General features: G+C 46.4%; 25 protein-coding genes and 1 tRNA gene. 13 read left to right on the top strand and 13 right to left on the bottom strand.

Translation table 11 applies throughout. The features are described 5' to 3' along the window. The first annotated feature begins 136 nt into the window (after nt 1-136). The 3 genes from QUB13_RS06575 (at nt 137) to ylqF (ending at nt 1,866) form a co-directional block, all read left to right on the top strand. A complete protein-coding gene (locus QUB13_RS06575) occupies nt 137-547 on the top strand; it encodes a universal stress protein (protein ID WP_194009194.1) in 411 nt (136 codons plus the stop codon). Further along, nucleotides 523-756 carry a hypothetical protein gene (locus QUB13_RS06570; protein WP_333379772.1) on the top strand — a complete coding sequence of 78 codons (234 nt, stop codon included), beginning with the start codon at nt 523-525 and terminating at the stop codon, nt 754-756. Before QUB13_RS06575 ends, QUB13_RS06570 begins: the two co-directional genes overlap by 25 nt. Before the next feature lie 255 nt (nt 757-1,011). Beyond that, the gene (ylqF, locus tag QUB13_RS06565) at nt 1,012-1,866 is read left to right on the top strand and encodes a ribosome biogenesis GTPase YlqF (protein WP_333090617.1); all 855 of its coding nucleotides are present in this window, start codon (nt 1,012-1,014) and stop codon (nt 1,864-1,866) included. Nucleotides 1,867-1,885: 19 nt separating this feature from the next. Here the strand turns inward: ylqF and QUB13_RS06560 are convergent, their stop codons facing one another. Then, complete coding sequence (locus tag QUB13_RS06560; RefSeq protein WP_333379771.1) at nt 1,886-2,701, bottom strand: MOSC domain-containing protein; 816 nt, start codon at nt 2,699-2,701, stop codon at nt 1,886-1,888. A gap of 345 nt (nt 2,702-3,046) precedes the next feature. Here QUB13_RS06560 and QUB13_RS06555 point away from each other — a divergent pair, with 345 nt between their 5' ends. Beyond that, complete coding sequence (locus QUB13_RS06555; RefSeq protein ID WP_333379770.1) at nt 3,047-3,760, top strand: carbonic anhydrase; 714 nt, start codon at nt 3,047-3,049, stop codon at nt 3,758-3,760. A gap of 158 nt (nt 3,761-3,918) precedes the next feature. On the opposite strand, the gene QUB13_RS06550 is transcribed toward QUB13_RS06555, so the two are convergent. Next, entirely contained in the window at nt 3,919-5,106 is a 1,188-nt protein-coding gene (locus QUB13_RS06550) for a tetratricopeptide repeat protein (RefSeq protein ID WP_333379769.1), read from the bottom strand. 374 nt (nt 5,107-5,480) lie between these two features. On the opposite strand from QUB13_RS06550, the gene QUB13_RS06545 reads away from it, so the two are divergent. Next, nucleotides 5,481-5,753 carry a GlsB/YeaQ/YmgE family stress response membrane protein gene (locus QUB13_RS06545; RefSeq protein WP_194013129.1) on the top strand — a complete coding sequence of 91 codons (273 nt, stop codon included), beginning with the start codon at nt 5,481-5,483 and terminating at the stop codon, nt 5,751-5,753. Between the two features lie 253 nt (nt 5,754-6,006). Here the strand turns inward: QUB13_RS06545 and sppA are convergent, their stop codons facing one another. The 3 genes from sppA to QUB13_RS06530 form a co-directional block, all read right to left on the bottom strand. Further along, the gene (sppA, locus tag QUB13_RS06540; RefSeq protein ID WP_333379768.1) at nt 6,007-7,827 is read right to left on the bottom strand and encodes a signal peptide peptidase SppA; all 1,821 of its coding nucleotides are present in this window, start codon (nt 7,825-7,827) and stop codon (nt 6,007-6,009) included. Between the two features lie 502 nt (nt 7,828-8,329). Continuing rightward, nucleotides 8,330-9,385 carry a type 2 isopentenyl-diphosphate Delta-isomerase gene (fni, locus tag QUB13_RS06535; protein ID WP_333379767.1) on the bottom strand — a complete coding sequence of 352 codons (1,056 nt, stop codon included), beginning with the start codon at nt 9,383-9,385 and terminating at the stop codon, nt 8,330-8,332. A gap of 142 nt (nt 9,386-9,527) precedes the next feature. Continuing rightward, nucleotides 9,528-10,211: an SDR family oxidoreductase gene (locus QUB13_RS06530; protein ID WP_333379766.1), complete on the bottom strand. Its 684-nt coding sequence runs from the start codon at nt 10,209-10,211 to the stop codon at nt 9,528-9,530. 79 nt (nt 10,212-10,290) lie between these two features. On the opposite strand from QUB13_RS06530, the gene QUB13_RS06525 reads away from it, so the two are divergent. Both QUB13_RS06525 and fghA read left to right on the top strand, forming a co-directional pair. After that, nucleotides 10,291-11,400 (top strand): S-(hydroxymethyl)glutathione dehydrogenase/class III alcohol dehydrogenase, encoded by a 1,110-nt coding sequence (locus tag QUB13_RS06525; protein ID WP_333379765.1) that lies wholly within the window; start codon nt 10,291-10,293, stop codon nt 11,398-11,400. Nucleotides 11,401-11,490: 90 nt separating this feature from the next. Beyond that, on the top strand, nt 11,491-12,345 hold the full coding sequence (gene fghA, locus QUB13_RS06520; RefSeq protein WP_333379764.1) for an S-formylglutathione hydrolase: 855 nt from the start codon (nt 11,491-11,493) through the stop codon (nt 12,343-12,345). A gap of 22 nt (nt 12,346-12,367) precedes the next feature. Here fghA and QUB13_RS06515 read toward each other — a convergent pair whose 3' ends face one another. Together QUB13_RS06515 and QUB13_RS06510 are read right to left on the bottom strand one after the other, a co-directional pair. Next, nucleotides 12,368-12,652: a tetratricopeptide repeat protein gene (locus QUB13_RS06515; protein WP_333090601.1), complete on the bottom strand. Its 285-nt coding sequence runs from the start codon at nt 12,650-12,652 to the stop codon at nt 12,368-12,370. A gap of 110 nt (nt 12,653-12,762) precedes the next feature. Next, nucleotides 12,763-13,677: a branched-chain amino acid transaminase gene (locus tag QUB13_RS06510; RefSeq protein WP_333379763.1), complete on the bottom strand. Its 915-nt coding sequence runs from the start codon at nt 13,675-13,677 to the stop codon at nt 12,763-12,765. A 462-nt stretch (nt 13,678-14,139) separates the two neighbouring features. On the opposite strand from QUB13_RS06510, the gene QUB13_RS06505 reads away from it, so the two are divergent. Further along, on the top strand, nt 14,140-14,508 hold the full coding sequence (locus QUB13_RS06505; RefSeq protein WP_194010532.1) for a Lin0512 family protein: 369 nt from the start codon (nt 14,140-14,142) through the stop codon (nt 14,506-14,508). 150 nt (nt 14,509-14,658) lie between these two features. Here the strand turns inward: QUB13_RS06505 and QUB13_RS06500 are convergent, their stop codons facing one another. Then, entirely contained in the window at nt 14,659-15,774 is a 1,116-nt protein-coding gene (locus tag QUB13_RS06500) for a hypothetical protein (protein WP_333379762.1), read from the bottom strand. 478 nt (nt 15,775-16,252) lie between these two features. Here QUB13_RS06500 and QUB13_RS06495 point away from each other — a divergent pair, with 478 nt between their 5' ends. The 3 genes from QUB13_RS06495 (at nt 16,253) to QUB13_RS06485 (ending at nt 18,295) form a co-directional block, all read left to right on the top strand. Beyond that, entirely contained in the window at nt 16,253-16,393 is a 141-nt protein-coding gene (locus QUB13_RS06495) for a hypothetical protein (RefSeq protein WP_333379761.1), read from the top strand. A gap of 68 nt (nt 16,394-16,461) precedes the next feature. Continuing rightward, complete coding sequence (locus QUB13_RS06490) at nt 16,462-16,944, top strand: YqhA family protein (protein ID WP_333379760.1); 483 nt, start codon at nt 16,462-16,464, stop codon at nt 16,942-16,944. Nucleotides 16,945-17,575: 631 nt separating this feature from the next. After that, nucleotides 17,576-18,295 carry a methyltransferase gene (locus tag QUB13_RS06485; RefSeq protein WP_333379759.1) on the top strand — a complete coding sequence of 240 codons (720 nt, stop codon included), beginning with the start codon at nt 17,576-17,578 and terminating at the stop codon, nt 18,293-18,295. A 97-nt stretch (nt 18,296-18,392) separates the two neighbouring features. Here QUB13_RS06485 and QUB13_RS06480 read toward each other — a convergent pair whose 3' ends face one another. After that, nucleotides 18,393-19,493: an iron-containing redox enzyme family protein gene (locus tag QUB13_RS06480; RefSeq protein ID WP_333379758.1), complete on the bottom strand. Its 1,101-nt coding sequence runs from the start codon at nt 19,491-19,493 to the stop codon at nt 18,393-18,395. An 836-nt stretch (nt 19,494-20,329) separates the two neighbouring features. Here QUB13_RS06480 and QUB13_RS06475 point away from each other — a divergent pair. Further along, entirely contained in the window at nt 20,330-21,388 is a 1,059-nt protein-coding gene (locus QUB13_RS06475; RefSeq protein WP_333379757.1) for a potassium channel family protein, read from the top strand. A 289-nt stretch (nt 21,389-21,677) separates the two neighbouring features. Here QUB13_RS06475 and QUB13_RS06470 read toward each other — a convergent pair. The 3 genes from QUB13_RS06470 to QUB13_RS06460 all read right to left on the bottom strand — a co-directional run bounded on the left by QUB13_RS06470 (nt 21,678) and on the right by QUB13_RS06460 (nt 23,929). Then, nucleotides 21,678-21,749, bottom strand: a tRNA-Thr gene (locus tag QUB13_RS06470). Between the two features lie 93 nt (nt 21,750-21,842). Continuing rightward, complete coding sequence (pyk, locus tag QUB13_RS06465) at nt 21,843-23,630, bottom strand: pyruvate kinase (protein ID WP_333379756.1); 1,788 nt, start codon at nt 23,628-23,630, stop codon at nt 21,843-21,845. Nucleotides 23,631-23,755: 125 nt separating this feature from the next. Beyond that, a complete protein-coding gene (locus QUB13_RS06460; protein ID WP_194010543.1) occupies nt 23,756-23,929 on the bottom strand; it encodes a hypothetical protein in 174 nt (57 codons plus the stop codon). Between the two features lie 176 nt (nt 23,930-24,105). Here QUB13_RS06460 and crtR point away from each other — a divergent pair, with 176 nt between their 5' ends. Next, the gene (gene crtR / locus QUB13_RS06455) at nt 24,106-24,996 is read left to right on the top strand and encodes a beta-carotene hydroxylase (RefSeq protein ID WP_194010554.1); all 891 of its coding nucleotides are present in this window, start codon (nt 24,106-24,108) and stop codon (nt 24,994-24,996) included. Between the two features lie 189 nt (nt 24,997-25,185). Here crtR and aroH read toward each other — a convergent pair whose 3' ends face one another. After that, complete coding sequence (gene aroH / locus QUB13_RS06450; RefSeq protein ID WP_333379755.1) at nt 25,186-25,593, bottom strand: chorismate mutase; 408 nt, start codon at nt 25,591-25,593, stop codon at nt 25,186-25,188. Nucleotides 25,594-25,783: the final 190 nt, after the last annotated feature.

Here is a 25,783-nt window from a genome sequence, read left to right as displayed (position 1 = left end):
TGGCACTCGTCACTTGCACTTGGGGCCTCGGACGCATTCAACCGCGCCCGCACACAAAACGGAAGATGAAACAAACGGCACTGATTTGGCTCAACGTAAACATTTTATCGGAGTCCGTGTCCGGGAAATGCGAACTATGTTCAAGACTGTCTTATTTCCTGTAGATCAAAGCCGAGAAGCCCGCGAAGCTGCCGAAAAGGTTGTCAATATTGTGAAAACCTACGCTTCTCGTTTAGTTATTCTGTCGGTAGTCGAGCCCCCAGCCGAGGAGGGCGACGCGCCGTCAGAGGTGATGAGTTCGCCCGAAGCAGTGGCCAAGCTGCTGTCAGAGGCCCAATCGATGTTTTCCCAGCAGGGAATTGAAGCTGAAATCATTGAACGAGAAGGCAAACCGGCTTTCACGATTTGTGATGTGGCTGACGAAATTGGCGCTGATTTGATTGTGATGGGCTGTCGCGGGATGGGTTTAACCGATGATGGGGCGTCTGACAGCGTTACCAATCGGGTGATCAATCTGTCTCCTTGTGCAGTTTTGATTGTGCCTTAACAGAAGGAAGAGGGAAGAAGGAAGAAGGAAGAAGTAAGAAGGAAGAAGGAAGAAGGAAGAAGGAAGAAGGAAGAAGGAAGAAGGAAGAAGTAAGACAACTCTTTCTTATTGCTTCTGGCATTTTTCTCGATTCTTTTTCCATTTTCCTGATTTCTTCCTTCTTCCCTCTGCTTCCTTCTCTCTGCGCTCTCTGCGCCCTCTGTGGTTAGTTCCTTCTTATTTATTCCTTAGATTTATTGTAAAAGTCGCTTTTCAATGAGGAAATTATCTACATTTATCTGCCTTTCATCTACGGTTGGCTGGCTCGATCAAAGATTTATGTAATAAGCCCCTTCCTTCTTCCCTCTTCCCTCTTCCCTCTTCCGACGGACTTACATCCGTTACATCCGTTACATCCGTTACATCCCGTACATTGCTCGTTGCCGAACTTCCCTCTTCCTTCCTCTTCCTTCTTCCTTCGTATTATGAAAATTCACTGGTATCCCGGTCACATTGCCAAAGCTGAACGGGCATTAAAAGAACAGCTAAAGCGAGTAGATGTGGTGCTCGAAGTCCGAGATGCCCGCATTCCATTGGCGACTTACCACCCCCAAATGCCTAGCTGGGTGGGCGGTAAGGCGCGAGTATTGGTGGTCAACCGCATGGATATGATTACGCCTCGAACCCGCGAGGCGTGGGAAACATGGTTTGAGTCCCAGGGAGAAACCGCCTATTTTACCAATGCCGAGCACGGCCAAGGAGTACACGATGTTTCCGATGCTGTCCAGGAGGCTGGGGTGCAGCTAAATAAACGCAGGTTCGATCGAGGTATGCTGCCCCGTCCAGTTCGGGCGGTGGTAATGGGCTTTCCAAATGTCGGAAAATCTGCTTTAATCAACCGGCTGTTAGGACAGAGAGTAGTGGACAGTGCCCGCAGAGCTGGAATAACTAAATCGCTCAGATGGATTCGCATTTCTGACGAAATTGAGTTATTAGATGCCCCCGGAATCATCCCCACCCGGATTAACAATCAAGAAAATGCCATAAAATTAGCTATTTGCGAAGATATTGGCGAAGCTGCTTACGACAATCAAGTAGTAGCCGCGGCTATGGTAGATTTGGTCCTAAAACTTGAGGCGGATGATGACACTTTAGTATCAGTATCTGGTTTCAAATCCCGGTATAAAGTAGATATAGGATCTAGTAACGGTGAAGATTATTTGCACGAGGTAGCAAAAGACAGATATAAAGGAGATGTCGAACGAACGGCGCGACAAATGTTGAATGATTTTAGAACTGGTGTGTTGGGTAAGCTTAGTTTGGAATTGCCAGTGGATTAATCAGACTCGTGCTGTACCACTAATCAGGAATGGCATTAAATAGGGATTTGGTGACTCTGAGGATTTGAACTTCGTCTCCTATTCGTACTGTTTTTCCGGCGGCTTCCCGTGGTACTCGCGTGTTAACTATCAGTCTGCTCAAGTGATTTAAACCCCCATCTTTTGCCAAGTCAGGCATAATTTCCTTGTACTTGGCTATTAGTACATTTTTCAAATTTGGATAAGCTTCTGTCGTGGCCGAATTTCGCGTTGATAGGAGACAGGGCTGACGGGGTTTAATACCTTCAAATATTACTGTCCCTATTTTAAACCTAACAATTTCGTCTGCTTCTGGAAAAAGTTGGTCTTCCCAAAAAGCCGGGACATCTCCTATTTCAATATTAGCTCGCAAGCGATGTCGCATCTCGTTAACGCAAACTCTCGGAAACCAAGATGCAGTTTCGGCAATTGTTTGGGTACTGACAATAGTTGGCCCCGGTGCTGCGGTATCGTCGGGAAAGCCTGTCAGCAAGTTTTCAATTAATTGAACGGAGAAACCGAAGTAGCTACTCAACCAATATTCTATTTCGGGGCGTTCTCTATCTACATGAAAAAAAAATTCTTGTTCGGTGTCTTTAATTTTTAGACCGGCAATTCTTTTTTTGATGTCAAATGAAAAGTGCAGAAAATGGATTCCGCTGTTGCGCTTAGTGTTAATAAATTCTCCTGCTGCGTCGCAGATTGCAAAAGAGCGATCGCCTTCTAGAGCTCCGCTAGCAAGAATAGTGGCTTGACTGACTGCTATGCCGTCCAGAGACTTGACTGGATAGATATGAATGCTGGCAACGTAAGACATTTTGATTTATTTATAAATAATTGTCTTTTTAGATACACTATAGCATCCTCTGCCGGCAGAACGATGACGGCTGTTGACTTTTTGAAATAAAATTGGGCAATTTTTTTGAAGTGTAATTTTTGCCCTAGCTATTTGTAAAGAATAATTAAATAATTTGGGCCGCTATTGCCGATCTTGTGGTAACTCTTATGCTATAAAATATAGGACTTAGGCACGGGCGACCCGAAACCGGGTTTTTCACTAAAATATTTGTTTAAAACTTTCTTGGGAGAGTTTAAAAATTCGGTTTTTTTGTTGGGGTGCGTCCATGACTAAAGTACAAAAAATTGAACTGAGTTGCAAATAATGACTGAAAGCGAAAAAACAAGCAGGATTTCGCGAAGAAATTTAATGTTGAGGGCTGGTGCAGGGATGCTGGCGGCAAGCATTGCACCCACGCTTTTACAAGCCCAAGCTGCAAATGCTGCAGAGATTATTTCTGAGATCACTCCCGACGGTGCTCTCAAGAAATTGATGCAGGGGAATCAACGCTACATTGAACAAAAACGGACATTTCCCGACCAAGCCCGATCGCGAATTGTCGAAGTAGCGCAGGGTCAACATCCGTTTGCAACCATCCTTGCTTGTTCTGATTCGCGGGTTGCTCCCGAAATTATTTTCGATCAAGGATTGGGTGATTTATTTGATATCCGAGTAGCTGGAAATTTTCTCGACGATGTGGTTCTGGGAAATATCGAATATGCCGCATTAGAATTAGGTGTTCCGCTATTAGTAATTTTGGGTCACGAACGCTGCGGTGCTGTTAAAGCTGCTTTAGACGGCAAAGCTGTACCCGGTCACATTGGTACTTTGGTGGCGGCAATTAAACCGGCTGTGGATGCGACAAAAAATCTCGATGGCAATGCGTGGGATAATGCAGTCAGAGCTAATGTGAAAATGAATGTGCAGAAGTTAAGTTCTTCGTCGCCTATTTTGGCTGAAGCTGTGAAAGCGGGCAAGCTGAAAGTTGTTGGGGGGCGCTACGATTTGGATAGCGGCAAAGTGGAGATAATTGCTTGATTTTGCTGGTAAGTCATTAGGCATGGGGCATGGGGCATGGGGCATGGGGCATGGGGCATCTTGCCCGATCGCGAAGTCGAAGGCTAGTCATTAGTCATTGGTCATTAGTCCTGTGCCCGATCGGGAATATCATTGGTTAATAAAGTAGATATGCCAGCTTAAATCAAGCCCATTTCTTGCAGGCCTCGGCGGAGGCGTTCTGCTTCAAAGGGGCGGGACTGTTCGTGAAGGGCGATCGCTCTTTTGAATTCTGCTAAACTCTCTGGCATTTTGCCAATTTTCAGTAGGGCTACTGCCAAGTTTTGATGAGCTTCGGCGTATTCGGGAGCGATTTTAATGGCTTGTCGGTAATAGGCGATCGCATCTGCTAAATTTCCGCCTGCTTTCAGCGTCAGTCCCAAATTGTAGTGACCTGTTGCAAAATTGGGGTCTATTTTTAATGCTGCTTTGTAAGCTTTTGCTGCGGCTGGCAAATCTCCTTCATCTTTGAGCAAATTGCCCAAATTGTTGTAAGCGCCCAACTTCAGCGCCGGGAACACATTCGTATTAATTGCCGCTTGATAGTGTTCTTTTGCTTTAACAAACTGCTGCTGCAGGCAGTAAGCAATTCCTAAATGATAGTTGAGTTCATAAATAATAGAATCATCAATTGCGACATTCGTCAACCCTCTGGTTAATAAATTAATTCCCCGCCCAATTTGCCCGCTTTCTACATAAAGCGCGCCTAATTTGCTACAAGCATAGGCGTCGTTTGGATAGTAAGCTATATAGCGTTCCATTGCTGCTTGAGCTTTTTGGAATTTATTTTTGGCGGCGATCGCATTTTTGTGATAACCAGAGTGGTAAATCGCCACATCGGGGAGAGAAGCTATTTTCCATGTGGGTTCCCTCTGCAAAATCTCAGCCGCGCTGTCGTCTATCATGGCGTGGTAGGGGCGAGAAAAGCGGATTTCGGGGCGATTGCGAAACAAGCGCGAGACGAGGGAATAGGGAGATTGAGATGCACCGATTTCTTGGCGGATGAGATTGATGAGCAGCAGTCGATCGCTCTTAATGGCCTGCTTAAGAAGAGGTACAATCTCCGGTACCAAAACCTCATCGGCATCCAAAACCAAAATCCAGTCGCCTCGGGCGTGCTTGAGAGACTCATTGCGGGCTGCTGCGAAGTCGTCGCACCATTCAAAGTCATAAACCCTCGCCCCAGATTCACGGGCAATTTCACGGGTGCGATCGCCCGAACCAGTATCAACCACGACTATTTCGTCAACAACACCTTTAACGCTGTCCAAAGTCCGCGACAGTGTTGTCTCTTCATTCTTGGCGATCGTGCACAGTGTCAGATTCATAGGATAATTGTAATTTTTTTTACCAGTAACACACAAAAATTCCGAGAAAAGATTCTCCTATATCAGCTTAAAAATGATAATACTACTGCGGGCGCGTGCTGCAAACCTCAATAGTCCTCCGTCATTTTCATCTAAAATTTCAAATCTCAAATCGGATGCTTTTCCTTTGGCATTGAGCATAAGTACCTTGCGTCGCGAAAAAGACTGGGTTAACTCTTTTGACTGATTAAATAGCCTCAAATTCCGAGGATTCACGACAAATTCTACCACTTTCGGTTCCTCCTTACGGTAGAGGTAATGGTGAGTCGTCAGTTGTTATTCTTGGTACATAAGACAAAGAACGAAAGAAAGTTAAGTATTCAGGAGAAAAAGAAATGTTTGGAATTATTGCTTGGGTCGTTTTAGGATTGATTGCCGGTGCGATCGCCAAAGCCATTTATCCCGGAACTCAAGGCGGCGGTTTTCTCGCAACGACAGGTTTAGGAATTGTGGGTGCCTTAGTGGGAGGTTATCTAGGTCAAGTCTTTTTCGGGACAAGCGCGGGAGCTTCATTCGGAGCATTGACTCTACCCAGCATAGCTTTTGCAGTCATCGGTGCTATCGTGGTACTTTTTGTCTGGGGATTGTTAACTCAGCGTGCTGCATAAAAAATATTTTCTATTCCCAATCCTGCCGATTTTTAGGGTATTCATAAACCCGGTTTTTTGAAAAACCGGGTTTTTCAGTGAATAGCCCCCGCTGCGATCGCTATAATAAGATTAGTTCGTAGTGAAGACTTTAGTTCTCTAACAGATGCAGACTAAAATCCTCACTACAAACCTTGTTTATTTCATCGGACGGGTGCGGCTAAAACCGCTGCTGCACAAACAAAACCCATGCCAATCGGGTTGAAGATTCAAGTTAATTAATCCGTAAATTGAAAGGCAAGCGAACGTAAACGCCTTGCGGGTCGTTCATGGACTTGACAACAGCTAATTCATCCTGCATTTTCTTAACTTCAGCAGTCAGCGGGTCGAGTTTGGTGGCTGGTTCCAAAACATGAACGCCTGAAAGTCTTTCCAAAATTCGCTCCTCCAAAGTGCGATTTTTTGGATATTCTTCTAACTGCCAGTTTTCACCTAGTTTAGCTTGCTCCGCCGCAGCTTTGATAGCGTCTTCTAAACCGCCAATTTCATCGACTAAACCCAACTGTTTCGCGGCGGTACCAGACCAAACTCTGCCTTGAGCAATTTCTTGCACCTTGTTTTTTGGCAGTTTGCGGGAGTCGGCGACTTTGGTGATAAATCGATCGTAAATGCGATCGACTACTCTCTGAATATTCGCCAATTCTTGAGGAGTTTTCGGGCGGGAAATCGTTTTACTATCGGCAAAGCGGGCGGTTTTCACCACGTCCCAAGTCACGCCGTTGTTAGCAGCCAACTTTTCGACGTTAAATAGCATTCCAAACACGCCGATGGAACCCGTAATCGTACTCGCTTCGGCAAAAATTTTGTTGGAACCCATCGAAATCCAATAGCCGCCGGAAGCTGCTAAATTGCCCATCGACACGATAACTGGCTTTTTTTTGCCCGTCAGCGCGACTTCGCGCCCGATGACTTCCGCTGCCGTCGCGCTGCCTCCGGGACTGTTAACGCGCAAAACTACTGCTTTTACGTCGTCATTTTCTCGGATTTTCCGCAATTCTCTAGCAATGCGATCGCCCCCTACTTGAGTCGGCCCGCCGTCCCCATCGACAATCTCACCCTCAGCGTAAAGCACAGCAATCTGGTTTTTATTGTCAGCGCGAGTTGAATTTTTACTCTCAGCAACTCTCGCGTAGTTTTTTAAGCTAATTTGCTTAAAAGATTTGTCTTCGCGATCGGTTCCTGTGAGTTTTTTGAGTTCCGTCGTAATTTCGTCAAAGTATACAACTTTATCAACTAACTTACCTTTGAGAGCTTCGTCAGCCATCAAAGTTCCGCCATTATCTGCCACCGCTTGCAGTTGCGGCACGGTCAATTTGCGGCTGGGGCCGATAGTTTTTAGGTATTCTCCCCAAATATCTCCGAGCAGTTTTTGAGTTTGCTGGCGATTTTCGGGACTCATTTGTTTGAGCAAAAACGGTTCCACGGCTGACTTGTATTTGCCGACGCGAGTCACTTGCACTCCCACGCCGTACTTTTCCAAAGCACCAGTCCAGAACATTGCCTGACTGCTAAAACCGTTGATTTCTAAAGAACCGTAGGGATTGATAGCAATTGTGTTGGCGACTGAACCGAGGTAATAATCTCGCTCGTTCCAGTCCATTTCGTAAGCAATAATGGGTTTTTTGGCATCTCGGAAACGCTGTAAGGCCGATCGAACTTCTTTGAGATTAGCAAACCCGCTGCTGCTGGAATCCGAACTGCCTTCGAGATAAATGCCCACGATTTTGGGGTCTTTTTTCGCAGATTCGATCGCGTCTAAAACAGTCCGCAGCGTCACTGCATCGCCGGAATCGTCCGAAAGCACTCCTTGAATCGCCGCACTCGTGCTGCGGTTCGGTTTGCTATCGGTGATATTTAAAGAAAGGTCTAATACCATTACAGACTTATCTTTAACTTGCGGGCCTGAATCTTTTGAGGACGATGCCGCAACAGCAATTAGCAGTACCAGCCCTCCCAATCCGACGCCACCCAGCAGCAACAATCCTAGGAAGGTTCCCAGCAAACTTGCACAAGTATATTTGAGGAAATCTTTCATTTAGGTAATCGATAATTGGGAATTAGGCATTGTTAGCTGTTGACTGTTGACTGTTAACTGTTAACTGTTGACTGTTAACAATGTCAACTAACAACTGCCCACTGCCAACTGCCAACTGACATCCTTCTATCTTAGCCTTTCCAAAACCGCTTCTAAAAACCTATGTAAATCTTTTCTTGAAGAACAAGATGTCACAGAAGCCCAAGTCCACGGTGTAACTTCCTCAAGGTAAAAAGTAGTGCATTACTGCTTGCTTATCGCTTGGCGGTTGCCCAGTTTTCAGCATGGCCACAATTCCTTAGTTAAAGTTTACGACCTTGAGGGGGTAAATTATTTAGTTGTAGTGGGATGATTAATTTGTGTTAGGTGTTTTACGGCTTTCACCCCGTCTAAGCCTTAACAACCCGCATTAATCCAGCGTTATCAAATCATACATTAATTTTGCCTCATCGGTGTCAAAAGCCGAAATACTAAGAATTAGATATTCTAATCCTTGGTAAACCTAGATATTCCGGCTACTGAATAAAACCCCAGAATGCTTTAACTCGTCGAGGTTAGCGCAGCCGGTACAAAACATCGTTGTGGCAATCTCTGCAATCAAAACCTCAGCTAGGAGGGCTGTGGCTGATTCCGATTCCGCTGCGGCTTGCAAAAACGGCCGCGCCAGTCCCGCCACATCCGCGCCGAGGGCAATCGCCTTCGCTGCATCCAAGCCGTTTTGCAAGCCTCCAGAGGCAATCAGGGGAACATCTGGGGCGGCAGCGCGGGTGCTGACAACGCACTCGGCTGTCGGGATTCCCCAGTCAGCAAAGGTGGCACCCAATCGGCGCTGCTTGCTATCTGTGGCTCGCTGTCCTTCTATTTTCGCCCAAGAAGTGCCTCCGGCTCCGGCAATGTCGATCGCGCTTACTCCAGCCTCCAGCAATTTCTCTGCCATTTTGCCTGAAATACCGTTGCCAACTTCTTTAGCAATTACCGGTACTGGTAATTTTTCGCACAATTTAGCAATTTTATCTAGCAGTCCTTTAAAGTTAGTATCGCCTTCGGTTTGAACGCATTCTTGCAGCGGATTTAAGTGTAAAATAAGGGCATCGGCTTCGAGAATGTCGATAATTTTTTGGCACTCTTCTAAACCGTAATTGTAGTTTAATTGCACCGCTCCGATGTTAGCAAATAGCAGAATATCGGGAGCGCGGCGGCGGACTGCAAATGTCGGAGCTAGTTGAGGGTTTTCGACAGCGCATCGCTGGGAACCGACTCCCATTGCTAGTTTGTATTCTTGAGCGACATCGGCGAGGCGGTAGTTGATTGTCTGGGCTAGTTCTGTGCCGCCTGTCATTGAGGATATTAACAGGGGAACGGCTAGTTTTTTGCCGAGGAATGTGGAGGTTAAATCGATTTGGGCGCGATCGAGTTCTGGCAAACAGCAGTGAGCAAAACGGTAGTTTTCTAGTCCGCTGGTAGTTTCGCGAAATTGTACGTCTTCTTCGAGGCAGATCCGCAGATGATCTGCTTTGCGGGTTTCGGTTTGCGAGGGCGAGGTTTGCGGCAAGTTCACAGTGGCTGTTTGGGGAAAGAGTTGTGATTTGGGAATATAGTAATTTTATTTCATTTTTGAGTTTTTTTTTACCGCAGAGAGCGCAGAGGGCGCAGAGAGTAGAAATGAGAGATGTTTGCAAGTTATGTTTTCTGTTGCTTTGTTATCCGGGAACGGTCATCGGTACGCCGTTATCTGAAGGTTTTAATTTCAGCAGCAAAGGCACTGCTTTTTGCACCCACGCTTTGATTGAGGTGTAATTTACCGCATCTTCGCCGAAACAAATGTCTAGCATATCGGTGTGAATTATGCCGGGATTTAAAGGAACTGCTGCCATACCTCGCGGGAGTTCTTGGGCGAGCGATCGCGTAAGTCCTTCTATTGCCCATTTGGAAGCGCAATAGGGCGCGACTTCCGGCGAAGTTGACCTTCCCCAACCGGAACTAAAGTTGACAATTATGCCGCTTTTTCTCGCAATCATTGCCGGGACAAAGTGGCGAATTACATTAGCAGTACCTTTAATATTAACATCAATTAGCTGAGAAAAATCTTCGCTGCCGATATTCCAAAGAGGCGCGGGATGGTTGACTAAAGCTGCATTGTTGATGAGCAAATCTGGAGCCTGGTTATTTGCAATAATTTCTGTAGCCCAAGCTTTGACTCGATCGTCGCTGGTGACATCCAAACAAGTAAAATAATGGGGTTTACTATATTTTTGGTTGAGTTTTTTCACCGCTTCCGAAGAACGGGCGCATCCCACAACTGTGTGTCCCAATTCAATAAATTTTTCGGTCATGGCAAGACCAAGACCGCGACTGACTCCGGTAATTACAATTAATTTGGTCATAGATTTGCTGAAGTTTGGCAGAAAGTAATACAATACATATTGACTGGTTAATTGACAAATCGATCGCAGGGAATCAACCATGAAAGTAAAAGCAGCAGTTGCTCGCAGTGCCGGCCAACCTTTGACTATTGAGACGGTGGATCTGGATGGGCCGCGGGCCGGAGAGGTGCTGGTGGAAATTAAAGCGACTGGTGTTTGTCACACAGACGCTTACACTCTTTCCGGCGCAGATCCCGAAGGTTTATTTCCTGCTATCTTAGGCCACGAGGGAGCCGGGATTGTGGCAGATGTTGGGCCGGGAGTGACAAGTGTCAAAAAGGGCGATCGGGTAATTCCACTTTACACTCCCGAATGCCGCAACTGCGAATATTGTTTGAGCTACAAAACGAATCTCTGTCAAGCAATTCGCCTGACTCAAGGCCAGGGAGTGATGCCCGACGGCACGAGTAGGTTTTCCAGAGACGGTGAAAAAATTCACCATTACATGGGAACTTCTACCTTTGCAAATTATACAGTATTGCCAGAAATTGCGGTAGCAAAAATTCGCGATGACGCTCCTTTTGATAAAGTTTGTTTGATCGGCTGCGGCGTAACCACGGGTATCGGCGCTGTCATCAATACGGCAAAAGTAGAACCAGGTTCTAATGTGGTAGTTTTCGGTTTGGGCGGCGTGGGTTTAAACGTAATTCAAGCCGCTCGCATGGTAGGAGCTAACATGATTGTCGGCGTAGATTTGAATCCCGACAAGCGAGAAATGGCAGAAAAATTCGGCATGACTCACTTTGTTAATCCCTCGGAAGTGGAAGGCGATTTAGTGCCTTATTTAGTAGATTTAACTAAAGGCGGAGCTGATTACAGTTTTGAATGTATCGGCAACATTAATGTAATGCGCCAAGCTTTAGAATGCTGTCACAAAGGTTGGGGCGTGAGCGTAATTATTGGGGTAGCGGGAGCAGGTCAAGAAATTAGCACCCGCCCGTTTCAGCTAGTAACTGGTAGGGTTTGGAAAGGCTCGGCTTTTGGCGGGGCGAAGGGCAGAACTGATGTCCCCAAGATTGTTGATTGGTACATGGATGGTAAAATTGACATTGACAGCTTGATAACTAAAGTAATGCCGATCGAGCAAATTAACAAAGCCTTTGATTTAATGCAAAAAGGCGAAGTAATTCGCACAGTCTTAACATTTTGAACAAACAACTTCTCTCTTCTCTATTCCTCTGCGTCCTCTGCGCCCTCTGCGGTTAAAAAAAATCTAATTCCAAAATGAAATATAATTAACATGATCTCTCACACCCTAAAACTGCACAAAGAATATCAAAGCTTTGGCGGCAAACTCGGCTTTTACAGCCATCAATCCTCAACCTGCAACAGCGAAATGAAATTCACTGTTTACCAACCCCCCCAAGCCCAACATCAACCCGTACCAATTCTCTATTTCCTATCAGGATTAACCTGCACGGAAGAAAACTTTATGGCAAAAGCGGGGGCGCAGCAATTTGCGGCAAAATACGGGTTAATGCTAGTTGCGCCCGACACTAGCCCACGCGATACTGGGATTCCTGGGGAAGATGACAGTTGGGATTTGGGAAGTGGCGCTGGTTTTTATATTGATGCGACAGTTGCACCTTGGAATTCTCACTATCGAATGTACAGTTATGTAGTTGATGAATTGCCAAATTTAATCGCCGAAAACTTTCCAGTGATACCAGAAAAACAGGGAATTTTCGGTCATTCAATGGGCGGACATGGGGCTTTAATTTGTGCGCTGAAAAATGGCGATCGCTATCTTTCTGTTTCCGCTTTTGCGCCTATTTGCGCGCCCGTGCGCTGCCCTTGGGGACAAAAAGCTTTTGCAAACTACCTCGGTGGTGACAAAGAGATTTGGAGCGCTTGGGATGCTAGCGAATTGGTTGTGGCAGCGCAGTACAACCGTCCGATTCTGATTGACTGCGGCACTGCTGATTCGTTTTTGGCTGACGGGCAGTTGTTGCCGGAAGTGTTCGCGGAGGCTTGTGCGAAAGCGGGACAACCGCTAACTTTAAGGATGCAGGATGGTTACGATCATAGCTATTATTTTATAGCGAGTTTTATGGAGGATCACATTCGCCATCACGCGGCTGTTTTGTGCGGGTAAACTTTGTTCGATCGTTCGGACTTTAGTCCTTAAACCTAATTTGATTGTGCAGGGCACCCCAAGGAACTAAAAGCATATCAGCTATTTGCGATTGTCCTCTCGCCCTGTAAATATCCATAGCTTTCTCAAAATCTTCAATTCCCCCCTGTAAATCTCCAGCAGCAGCTCGAACATCAGCACGGATCATATAAGCTTCTACAAAGTCAGGATTGAGATTAATTGCTTGAGTAAAAGCTTCAACTGCTTCATGGTACAGCCCTCTACGACCGAGGTCAAATCCTTTTTCATAAAATTCTTGAGATTCCATCGCATTTCTTAATTTCTGCTATTCATCTTGCTTGTATAAAGGAGCGAGTGATGGTTTGTAGTGAGGAGTTTGGTCACGAAAAGAAGGACTGAAGTCCTCACTACAAACGGTCAATTTAGGTCAATCGCAAATACCCAGTCTTTGTATTGGCTGTCGCGATTTTCGATAATCCCGGTGAGTTTGTCCAAAATCTTTTCGGTGATGGGTCGGTTTTGAGGCAATTGATAGTTTTCTATTCGGTTGATTGGGGTAATTTTGGCGGCGGTTCCGCAGAGGAAAATCTCGTCTGCAATCAACAGTTCTGATTTATCAACTGGTCTTTCTATGACTTCTATTCCTAAGTCTCTGGCGATAGTTATAACGCTGTCTCTGGTAATTCCTTCGAGAATATCTTGATCGAAACCTGGTGTCACTAATTTACCGTTTCGGGCGATAAATATGTTCATTCCTGAAGCTTCGCTGACTTTTCCTTGGGTGTTCATCATAATCGCTTCGTCGAAGCCGGATTCGACTGCTTCTGTTTTGGCTAAGGCTGAGGTGATGTAAGCGCCGCTAATTTTGCCTCTCAAGGGTAAGCTGCGGTCTTCTTGGCGGTACCAAGAGCTAATTCTACAGTTGACTCCTGCTTTGGGCAAGTAGTCTGAAAGTTCTAATCCGTAGACAAAGAAGTCTGTTTCTACGTTGTGCAGTCGGGGGGCAATTCCTAAGCTGGATGTGTAGACGAAAGGGCGGATGTAAAATGATTTTGTGGGCTGGTTTTTATGGACAAAATCAATGATTATCTGTTGAATTTTGTCGGCGGGTAAATCGCAGTGGAGGAAGCTAGCACTTTGACTTAATCTTTCACAGTGGCGGTCTAATCTAAATAGGAGGATGCGATCGGCATTTTGGGGGTCGGGAATTCCTCGCAACCCGCCTAAAACTCCGGTTCCGTAGTGCAGGGCGTGGGTGGCTATGGAAATGTTGGCGTCGCTAAATGGCAGAAATTGGTTTTGAAAGTAGGCAATTGGTAGAAAACTATCCATGATTTAAGCTGGAGATGAGTTTGGCTTTCCGCGAGGAGTCGTGAATTGGGTTATACTACCATAAGTTATACCAATTTCATAAAGTAGCGCTAGATATTACCCCCCCCAACCCCCTTCGTAAGGGGGGGCTAAGACTTCATCAGCACATCTTTAGAAAAATGGTATTAGACGATTTTAGATACTTCGGCTTCGCTGTACAAGTTTTAGATTCTTCGACTTCGGCTTCACTCTACAAGTTTTAGATATTAAATTGAGAATGATTGATGACTATTGGGCTTTGATGCTTGCATACAGTTGCATTATTTGTTGAAACTGGGATGATTATTTTGTGATTGTATCGATCGATAAAATAATATAAATAGCGGTCAGGTTGGGAGATAATTGTATTGTTTTGAGAAAGAGTGCGATCCTCTTTGGGGGCTTCGCTAACGACTGCAAGCAAATATCAACGAAGGGGTAACTGTGGCACGTAAATGTTTCATCATTGAAATGGGGATGGGTATTGACCAGCACGGGCAGGAACCGACTGTAGCGGCGGCTAGGGCTGTACGGAATGCGATCGCCAATAATGCTCTGTTAGGTGTCTGGGAAGTGGCGGGTTTGACTGACCCAAATCAGATGATTGTGGAGGTTAAGGTGGCTGTTCCTTACCCGGAACAAGTGCGACCCGATGAGGTGTTGGCGGTGCTGCCTTTTGGTAGCAAAACTCTGATTGTGGAGCAAGGAGGCATGGTGGTGGCGGGAAGGGCGATCGCCTCTCTGAATGATAAAAATGATGAAATGTTAATCGCTGTGGCGGCTGTGACTGTTTTTGTGGACACTCAGGACTAATTTTGTGTTGTTTGAATAAATCAGCGCTGAAGTGCGATCGCCCGTGAGAAAATTACGATCGATTTAGGCAAAGTGGTAGGGTGCGTCAGAGATTTTGCCTCAAACACAAGAGAAAAGGCGAGGTTCTGACGCACCCTACAAAATTCAGTTTTACTCCGATCGGGTGAAAGTGCGATCGGACGCTGTACGGTCTTTCCGAAGCAAGTTGAGCAAACCGAACACGCCGAACACGCCCAGCCAACCGAAGTTATTGGGGCGATCGCGCCGAGCACTCAAAACTCCAGAATTCGCCCCAGCCGGCGTCACTGTCGTAACGTCTGTCGTAACGTCTGTGGAGCTTCCGGTAGTACCAGTTGTACCTGTCGTACCAGCCGGCATCGGTGTCGTACCAGTTGTACCAGTAGTGCCTGTCGTACCAGTAGTGCCTGTCGTACCAGTTGTACCAGTTGTACCAGTCGTACCCGTGCCAGCACTTCCAGGAGTGCCTGTCGTACCAGTTGTACCAGTTGTATCGGTTGTGCCTGTCGTACCAGTTGTACCAGTTGTACCTGTCGTACCAGTTGTACCAGTTGTACCTGTCGTACCTGTCGTACCAGCACTACCAGGAGTGCCTGTCGTACCCGTGCCAGCACTACCAGGAGTGCCTGTCGTACCAGTCGTATCGGTAGTGCCAGCAGTACCAGTTCTGCCTGTCGTACCAGCACTACCAGGAGTGCCTGTCGTACCAGTCGTATCGGTTGTACCAGCAGTACCAGTGGTATCGGTTGTACCTGTTGTGCCTGTCGTACCAGTCGTACCTGTTGTACCAGTGGTATCGGTTGTACCTGTTGTGCCTGTCGTACCAGTCGTATCGGTTGTACCTGTCGTATCGGTTGTACCAGTCGTACCAGTGGTATCGGTTGTACCTGTTGTGCCAGTGGTATCTGTCGTACCAGTCGTACCAGTGGTATCTGTTGTGCCTGTTGTGCCTGTTGTGCCAGTGGTATCTGTCGTACCAGTGGTATCTGTTGTGCCTGTCGTACCTGTTGTGCCTGTTGTGCCTGTCGTACCAGTAGTGCCTGTCGTACCCGTACCAGCGCCTGTACCAGTTGCATCCGTACCCGTGCGAGTGCCTGTACCGTTGGTGCCAGCGCCTGTACCGCTGGTGCCAGTGCCTGCGGTACCTCCCGACTGGGCAGAGGCAGGCACTGTTAAGGAAACCGTTGCCAAACCTAAACTACAAGCCCCTGCTAAAATAACTTTCAACAACAATTTAGAAGATTTCATGATTATGCTTGCTTTTGCATTATAGATTCCTGCGATCGGGTTTTGAGGCCAAAACAGCAGGTTTAAATTGACAGCGTAACTTACAACTTTTATAAGATTCACTGCGGGACAATCAAGGTAATGAAGCCCATTGATTGCGGTTACTTTGGTGTGATTTTCCGTGGAAAATCACACCAAAGTGTCCATACTTTATAAGGTATTACCACTCTGGCAACTTCGCCATTCATCTTTAGGAATATTTCGGAAAATGGCGTTTATTTCAAGTGGATGATATTTGCTTTTGGGGTTTACGAGATCCATCAAAACTTAGGGATAGGGCATATAAACCCGGTTTCTCTGATTTTGAGGTTTAGTGTTGCGTTCGCTTAACTCCCTCAGATGAGTTAGTTGAATATTTTTTTAGCGCTACTGTTTCTGATGTTGCTGCTGGCATTTTTGTCACTCGCAGCCTACGGATCAAACTTTCCCAGCAAACTCAATGATCTCAAAAAGCTCTCAGGCGATCGCCCGCTGGTTGCCGAATTCGCCCGTAACCTTTCAACGGCAAGGTTTTGATGAGGCTTGGGGCGCGGCCGCAGCACAATTGCTTGCTGGTCAGTGCGATCGGGCAAAACCCTGATATAGTAAAGCCAAAGGTATGCCAGAGAGCGGTTCTTCTCTCACAAATTTCCCCAGCGGATATCAACTATGCTGCATCGAATTCTTGCCAAAAGTCGCTATCTAATGATAATTGCTGTACTCGGTTCTTTTGTAGCCTCTGTGACACTTTTGATCTACGGTGCCCTAGAAACGATCGCTACCATCGGCTACATTATCACTACAGGGCCGATTTCCAGCGAAAACTCTAAAACACTGATTCTGTCCTTTGTCGAAGTTGTAGATTTGTTTCTGTTAGCCACAGTATTTTACATTACGGCACTCGGACTTTACGAACTGTTTATTGACGAGCGCATCAAAGTACCAGACTGGCTAGAAATTCACACCATAGACGACCTCAAAACCAAACTTGCCAGCGTGATAGTCGTCGTATTGAGCGTATTATATCTCGGCCAGGTAGTTAAGTGGAACGGCGATCCGAACATCCTTTCATTAGGAGTGAGTATCGCTTTAGTAATCGCTGCGCTGACGTATTTTCTGAGTTCGCAGGTAAAAAAGCCCAAGTCAGATTAAGGCCTGTTTGAGCAGGGAAATTACCAAAATTTTGCTGATAGAGCAACGGCATCCTAATGGGACTCTAGGCTCACAATAAATTTTATATAAAACCTGTTAATCACTATAGCAATCCTCGCAGGATTTGTAGGACTGCTCAGTTCGAGCGAAAGCAGGGCCCACAGGCGAGGAAGAGCCGATCTAATCGTGTGCCTAGGCTCTTCCTCGCTTACACAGTTTCCTTTCGCTCGAACGGGGAACCACTTATTTAAATTGATAAACGGATTGCTAGGGAATTGCAATCTATCAATAGGATGAATATTATTAATTTTACGTTCAATCGAAAGTAATACTTTTACAATCGCACGAAGTCAAACAGGAAGAGTTTTTCCATTTTTTGATTTGAGATTGAAGAATTGAGGGATTGAGAACTCGATCGCTCAATACCTCATCTTTAGATCGAACTGCTATAGATTTTTCATTTTTTGAGTTGAGATTTTAAATGGGGGAATCGAACGAAAAATGAGGGAGCGAGCTCTCCCTTATCTTTGGATCGAAGTGCTATAAAAATTTATTAAATAGCTCTTGGGACAGATGGCTGCACTATTACTGATTAGATACTTTTAAAATAGTAAACTTTGTTACAGAATTTATGCTCACTTCATCCAATCCTCTCAAACAGGTATTCCACTGCCCGGAAGAATCAGATTTTTACTCGCACTGCTTGGAAAGTTTAGTGTTAAATGCCAGCGACAATTCTCAACTTATCGTAGAGTTTGGTTCAGGAGAGGGAAGTCCAGTTATTAAGTCTTTGCTGAGAACAGATTTTGACGGGGAAATACAGGGATTTGAGCTAAATAATGTAGCTTGGAAAATTGCTCAGTCTCAAATTAAGCAATATCAACTCAGCGAACAATACACGGTCAACAATTGTTCTTTTTTTGATTCGCCTTTATACGAGTCGGCGGATTGTGTAATCTCCAATCCGCCTTATTTGCCTGCGGTGGATGACAATATTTATCAGCCGCTGTTGCACGGCGGGACGGATGGTTCGACAATTGCTAAGAAACTTTTATCTTTGGACTGCGATCGAGTTTTACTGATGGTTTCTAGCTATTCTAATCCTGTGGGTTTGATCGATTATGCCTTGGATCTAGACTACTCGGTGGCGAATTTTGAGATTGCACCTTTAACTTTTGGCTATTACAGTTCGGAGCCCAAGGTGAAAAGCGCGATCGCCAATCTCCGAAAACAGGGAATGGCTTTTTATTCGGACAATATCTATCTGCTGGCTGGAGTTTTGTTTCAGAAACAGCAAAAGTCGCGCAGAGATTTGTCGATCGAACTAATTCAGTTAATGACAGCGTTTTAAGATCGAGCCTTGGTATGGTGCATCAGTCACAAACTGCACGAGTTGAGTAAAAGCTTGTGACTGACGCAACCGCAAGAGATAGCTGGGAGCTCGCAGTTTAATTCTGTTCTGCCGCTTGGATCGATCGCACCACAGCAGCACCAGCCCGATCGCCGATCGACTTCTCCTGATCGTAGCCCAACACCAACTCCCACGCCTCCTGCGGGTATCTGTCAACCAGCGGTAGCGCCACCTCATCAAGCATCCAGCGCCCGTGACGCTCATCTTCGCGGATGTGCAGTTCCCAATAACCCATCGCAGCCTGCGAGAGGCCCAGACGCTGGGCGGCGGCTAGATAATTGCGGTAAGCCACGGGCCCCGCCACTTCAAAATATGTCAGTCCGCCGTTGTAGCGCAGAAAATGGCGCTTGCGTTCGGTAAGCAGGAAATTGTGATTGATGCTGGCGAGCACTTGCCAAGGCACCAAATCGAAATACGCCTCCGGTTCCGTGCTCATCCCGAATTCTGCCAGCATTTGGGCAAAATAGGTCGAGTGTTTGCGGGCTAAGCGACCGCCGCCGTATTCTTCGATCAGCACCCGCGTCAGGGTTGACTGAATTTCGTTGCCGGCACCGCCGATGATGCGAGAAACGCGGCTGGCTTCCACTAAACCGTCGAAGGAAGCGATCGCCAGCAAGTGCTTGTATCCCTCTTCAGTCATCTGTTCTCGCAGGTAGCGATCGATCTCAGTGAGCTCTGGATCGACATCAGCGGCCGCGCGATCGCGCAGGGCTTGCTTGACATCCTCGATGTTTTGCAGCGCTGCAACGTCGATTTGGGCGATTTCCCATTGCTGCCAGGGTGCTTCGATGCGATCGCGCACTGAACGTAAATAGTGCGATCGCTCGTTGTTGTAGCGGCGCAAATCGTCGTACCAAAATAAGTTGAGGCGGTTGATGCGGTAGAGCACGCGCTGCAAGAAGCGGTGAGTGGCCTCGTCGGCGGAATCTTCCTGATAGGCCGATCCCAGGGCAAAGGCGATCGCGCTTTCAAAATCGCTGACGAGTAAAGGTTTTGCCGCCACCGTCTTGTCTAAATCATCTACCTCTAGCAAATTGACAAATTGGCGATCGGCTGCTTCATAATTTGGTAGCGCGGGTGGCTTTTTGGGAAGACTCGGCGACTCAGAAGAAGAAAGTATCTCTAGGGTGTTTTGCATGGAATCAAATTATGCTAACTCAGATTATTGTGCTGCCTGCCAAAACAGCCAACCTTTGCAGATTGCCGAATATTCTGGCTGCTTATTTTCAAGATACTTAATCAGTCAGCCAGATACACCTTTCTATTGATAGATATTTTTGACTTCCCCTTGTTCTCAGCTCTTCCTTTCTCTTCCTTCGTGTCCTTTGCGCCTTCGCGGTTCGTCAAAAAAAATCCTTCCACATTTATTAATAGAGCTGTGTTTCCATTAACTATAATGGAATCAAGAACTAGAAGAACGGTAAATTATGGCAGTACAGTTGCTCAAAAAACTTTTCACCCGAGAAGAATACTATCAGATGAGGTGGATTTGGCTATCGGCTAAATAGGCATTATTTGCATTCTAGCCGATCGCCAAAATACTCCTAATACAACCGACATCTCGCACTACCATAATTGCCGATCGCAAATTCCAGCAATCGTCACATCTGCGACAGAGTTAAAACCCGATATTTACCCACATTTTTAATTTGTTATTTACCAAATAACCAGCCTTCGGTTCAAACCCACGGCGAGCCATCTCACATTCCATAAAAAAAGCTCAAAAAACCAAAAAGTTAGTCTGTTTTAACAGACTCAAGCTATTAGTCAGGGAATAAATTCCCTGGCGCAATCGTGGCCAGCGTGAGGATTTCAGCAAATGTGAGTAATGACAATGGTTAAAACTCTGTCAGTCAATCGAGTTAAAATTGAAGAGTTGAGAGGAAAAAATTACTCAAATAAACCTGATTTTTATGTAAGTATTGATATGCTTAAATTTGGTAGCAGCTAATCAGTAATAGGTCAGGGCGATAGGTGTATTCAACTCTAGAGCAAAAGTATCAGCATCTGGAAAAAGAGTTAACGGGCGGCGCGATCGCCCTTGGTGGCGTTTTTTGCACGGGTACTCTCTGGTATTGGCAAGTGGAAAAATGGTCACTGCTGGATGCAGCTTATATGACTGTATTTACTTTAGCAACTGTCGGCTATGGCGAAATACACCCCCTCGGTAGCCGCGCGCGAATGTTTACCATGTGCCTGATTTTGATGGGTGTGATGGTGATTGGTTATATCGTTAACCGCTTTACAGAAGCGCTCATTCAAGGCTATTTTCAAGAAGGAGCAAGAATTAGGCAGCAGCGGCGTTTGGTAGATTCTTTAATCGGGCATTATATTCTCTGCGGTTTTGGGCGCACGGGCCGGCAGATTGCTTTGGAATTTGAGGCAGAAAATATCCCTTTTGTGGTGGTAGATTCGGCGATAAAGTCGATTGAGGCTGCTTTGGCGCTGGGGTACAAGGGCGTGCAGGGAGACGCGACACTCGATGAAACTTTGCTGAATGTGGGGATCGATCGCGCAATTTGCATAGTAGCAGCTTTGCCTTCGGATGCCGAGAATTTATACACTGTGCTGTCGGCGAAAACTCTGAATCCGAAGGTACGGGCGATCGCCCGCGCCACGACAGAAGAAGCCGTAAAGAAGTTGCAGCGGGGCGGCGCGGATGTGGTTGTATCCCCCTACATTACGGGCGGCAAACGCATGGCGGCGGCGGCTTTGCGCCCTCAAGTTATGGATTTTTTAGATGGGGTTTTGACGGGAACCGAAAATTCTTTTTACATGGAAGAATTTCTGGTAGATCCGAATAGTTGTATGTACGTCGGAGAAACTTTAAGAAATGCCAAGTTGCGATCGCAATCCGGGGCCTTAGTTTTAGCAGTGCGGCGGGCTGACGGCCATTTGATTGTGGGGCCAACTGGAGAAACTGCGATCGAAGGAGGAGATATGCTAATTTGTTTGGGCACTGCGGAACAATTGCGCGCCCTGAATCAAATCCTCAGCCCGCTGAGTTCTCGCGTCCCTCGCCCTCCAAAATAAAATCAATTAATCACGACTAAAGTCTGGACTACAAACCTAATTAACCGTTCGATCCTTCGGAATGCCTGTTCTTTCTTCTCTCTTCGTTAATTAATCAATCAGGACTTGCATTCCTCACTACAAACCTAATTAATAGTTAATATCAATTCCGGCTGCACTCCTGGTGATGTTAACAGTTAACAGTTAACAGTCAACAGTTAACAGTCAACAGTAAATTTACTATTCCGATGAAGAGAGGATTTGATATAAATTTAATGGCTTCGTTTTCGCAAAAACAGCTCAAACCCAAAGCCGATGGCGGGATTTGAACCCGCGACCGACCGATTACGAATCGGTTACTCTACCACTGAGCTACATCGGCACAGACAATTTAGAATCATAGCACAAATTCCAGAAAAAAGCAATGAGTTGTAGAATTTTCTTCAACACTCTACAACTCCTAACTCAGAACTTGTCAAACAACCAGTTCCCCGTCAGTTGAGCCGGCTCTGGCTCCGGAATAAACCAAACCCCGCTGCATATCCAGCGTCAGCATAGTGCCGTCCCGAATTATCCGCATCGCATTCTCCACGCCCACCATCACCGGCACGCCCAAGCGCAAGCCGATAATTGCAGCGTGAGAAGTCAAACTGTCCTCTTCCGTCACCACACCTGCTGCTTTGCGAATCATCTCCACAAAATCGGCGCTAGTGTGCTCCACTACCAAAATGTCTCCAGCGCGGAAATTCGATACATCTGCAGCAGTGCGAGCCACCCTGGCCATCCCGCTTACCGATCCCAAACCGACACCGGTGCCTTTGCCTAAAACTGCTGTCACTACTTCAACTTTGATCAAATCCGTCGATCCGGCAACCCCTTGCAGAGTACCGGCGGTCATCACCACTAAATCTCCGTCGGACAATAATTCTTTTTCTTGGGCGACAGTTATCGCAGATTGAAATGTCTGGCCTGTGGAGGGCAAATCTAGCACCAACAGGGGTTTGACTCCCCAGACTAATTGCAGTTGTCGGGCTACGTCTACGTGGGGAGTAACTGCCAAAATTGGAGTTTTCGGTCGGAATTTGGAGACATTGCGGGCTGTAGAGCCGGTTTTGGTCAGTGTCATAATCGCCGCGGCGTTTAGCTGTTCGGAGATTTGGCTAACTGCTTGGCTGATGCCGTTGGGGATCGATCGACCGACATCTTCTACATTTCTAATATTGCGCTTAATTTCTTCCCTTTCGATGCGGATGGCAATTCTCGCCATCGTCGCCACCGCTTCGACAGGAAAATTGCCGACAGCGGTTTCATTGGAGAGCATTACCGCATCAGTTCCGTCGAGAATCGCGTTAGCCACGTCGGAAATCTCGGCGCGGGTAGGACGGGGATTGTTGACCATGCTGTCGAGCATCTGGGTCGCGGTAATCACCGGAATGCCCATGCGGTTGGAAGTCGCAATCAGCCGCTTTTGCAAAATCGGCACGTCTTCGGCGGGAAGTTCTACTCCCAAATCGCCCCGGGCGACCATCACGCCGTTGCAAAGGGCGAGAATTTCTTCCATTTGTTCGATCGCCTCGTGCTTTTCGATCTTAGCAATCACCGGTACTTGCTTGCCCGCACTGGCAATCAGTTCTTTAATTTCCAGCATATCCTGGGGATTCCGCACGAAGCTCAAAGCCACCCAATCGACACCTTGGTCGAGGCCGAACATTAAATCTTTGCGGTCTTTGTCAGTCAGGGCTTTGATTGACAGGTAAACTCCCGGAAAATTTACGCCTTTGTTGTTGGAAAGCGGCCCGCCAACGACGACGCGACAGAACAGTTCTCCCCCGCCGCGGTCTACTTTTTCGACGCGCATTTCTACTTTCCCGTCGTCTAGCAAAATCAGCGCTCCTTCTGGGACTTCGGAAGCTAGGGGCTCGTAGGTGACGGAAGAAATGAGTTCTGTGCCGACCACCGGGCGGCTGGTCAAAATGAAGGAATCGCCGTTTTTGACAACTATAGAGCCTGTTTCAAAGCGCCCTAAACGAATTTTAGGGCCTTGGAGGTCTTGGAGGATGGCGACCGGCTGGTTGAGTTCAAAGGAAGTTTGCCGGATTAAGCGAATGCTGCGCTGGTGGTCTTCTTCTGTTCCGTGGGAAAAGTTGAGTCGCAAAGTTGTAGCACCAGCTTCTATGAGGTTTCGCAGCACTTGTGGTTGGGATGTGGCAGGGCCAATGGTGGCGACAATTTTAGTTCGGCGTAGGGCTTTTGGCAATTGCATCAGCGGTGTTCTGGGGAGGCGGGTGGAAAGACAGTCGGTCGATTTAAGATTTGAGATTCTTCGACTTTGGCTTACAAGTTTTAGATTTGAGATTTAGTCTGCAGATGAATCTGGGATCTGAACTCTTAGTCTAAAATTTGGGGCTGCTGGCGAGTTTTGTGGGAAACTTGTATCCGTTTTTGGGCGGGGTCAAGATGCCTATAATACAAAAACTCTACCATTGTGGCGATCGAATTTGCGATCGGGCGAAATTTTAAATATCCCGTCTCGAAAAGTTGGTCAGCTTGCGGGTAAAACAATTTTAATTTGGGATTGGATATTTGGGATTGTCCCGCGCACCTAAGAGTTTGAGTCCAGAGACATCTCTAAACTTAGTGGGCGATACATTAGATTCAGTTTTTTTACCAAACTTTACTATAGGGAGACTTGTATCTTATACTACGCAAGGGTGAAATATTAAGGAGTGTTAACAAAGATGTCGGAGGCAGGACGGCCGCTGACAGTGCCGAAAGAGTTTCTGAGTCCTCCCGGTGACTTGAATCCGACGCTGCTGTTGTTTGTGAGTGCATTAGCGACGATCGCGATTTCCTTTGTGGGTTACTGGTACGGGGAATGGCCGGATTGGTGTTGTTTTTTGCTGAACGTGCTGGCGTTACACATGGCTGGAACGGTGATTCACGATGCGTCTCACAATGCGGCGCACCGCGATCGCACAATTAACGCTATTTTGGGACACGGTAGCGCGCTGATGTTGGGCTTTGCTTTCCCGGTGTTTACGCGGGTACATATGCAGCATCACGCCCACGTTAATGACCCAGAAAACGATCCAGACCATTATGTTTCTACTGGCGGGCCTTTGTGGTTAATTGCTGCGAGGTTTTTTTACCACGAGATTTTCTTCTTTAAGCGCAAACTGTGGCGGAAATACGAACTTTGGGAATGGTTTTTTAGCCGTTTGTTTGTAATTGGAGTGGTTTGTATCTCCATTCAATACGACCATTTAGGTTACGTGCTGAATTTTTGGTTTTCTCCTGCTTTGGTGGTGGGCTTAGCCTTGGGGTTATTTTTTGATTATTTGCCGCACCGTCCGTTTCACGAGCGCGATCGCTGGAAAAATGCCAGAGTATATCCGAGTCCGATTCTGAATATCTTAATTTTGGGGCAGAATTATCACCTGATCCATCATTTGTGGCCTTCAATTCCTTGGTACAATTACAAGCCGGCTTACGAGGCTGTAAAGCCGCTGTTGGATGAGAAGGGTTCTCCTCAAAGTTTGGGAATATTGGAAGGGAAAAAGGACTTTTGGAGTTTTATATATGACATCTTTTTAGGGATTAGGCTGCATCACAAGAAAGCCACTGATTAATAAAAACCCGGTTTCTTCGAGAAGCCGGTTTTTTTTGCAATTTATTAGTAAATCAAACGGCTCTCCCGATATTTTGGCGATCGGTTAATCTAATGTCTGGTAATGGGTAATAGGTTCCGAATCGATCGCCAATTACCAATTACCCTGCAGCCAAATATACATTTTTCCCCAAAGATCCGAAAGAGCTGTCTATTTTTCCCCAGCCACCGCCACAGCTAAATTCCAATCGGGGCGCAAATTTTGAGCTCCGCGCAAATAAGGATGATAAATTTCGGTATGTGCCGGCCAATTGATGTGAATTAAAAAGCGGATGCAGCGTTCTAAAGAACCCTTAACGTGCATTTGTTGGACATCCAACAAAGGAACATTGCACCAGCGGGGACGTTCGCGGGCGATCGCGGCCGGAAAGATAGCATCTAAATCGCGGGTGACAGAAAACGTAGCACTAATTATTAATTGCGGATCTAAATTATTTCTTGTTTCTAATTCATCTAAAAGTTCTCTCACCGATTCTCGAATTGCTTCCACCGAATTCTCGCTAGCAGTTGTTGCCCCGCGAATCGCCCGCACTTGCCATTCCACGCAAATATTCTCCATTTTTTTGTCAGTTGGTAGTTGCTAGTTGTCAGTTGTCAGTTGTTAGTTGTTAGTTGTTAGTTGTTAGTTGGTAGTTGTGAGTTGGTAGTTGTGAGTTGTGAGTTGTGAGTTGTGAGTTGGTAGTTGTGAGTTGTGAGTTGTTAGTTGGTAGTTGGTAGTTGTGAGTTGCAATTACAAATTACCAATTGCC

Origin of the sequence: Microcoleus sp. B4-D4 (assembly GCF_036705185.1) — a bacterium.
Taxonomy (GTDB): Bacteria; Cyanobacteriota; Cyanobacteriia; order Cyanobacteriales; family Microcoleaceae; genus Microcoleus.
Note: the sequence above shows the minus strand (reverse complement) of the source record. Positions and strands in the feature narration are given on the sequence as shown.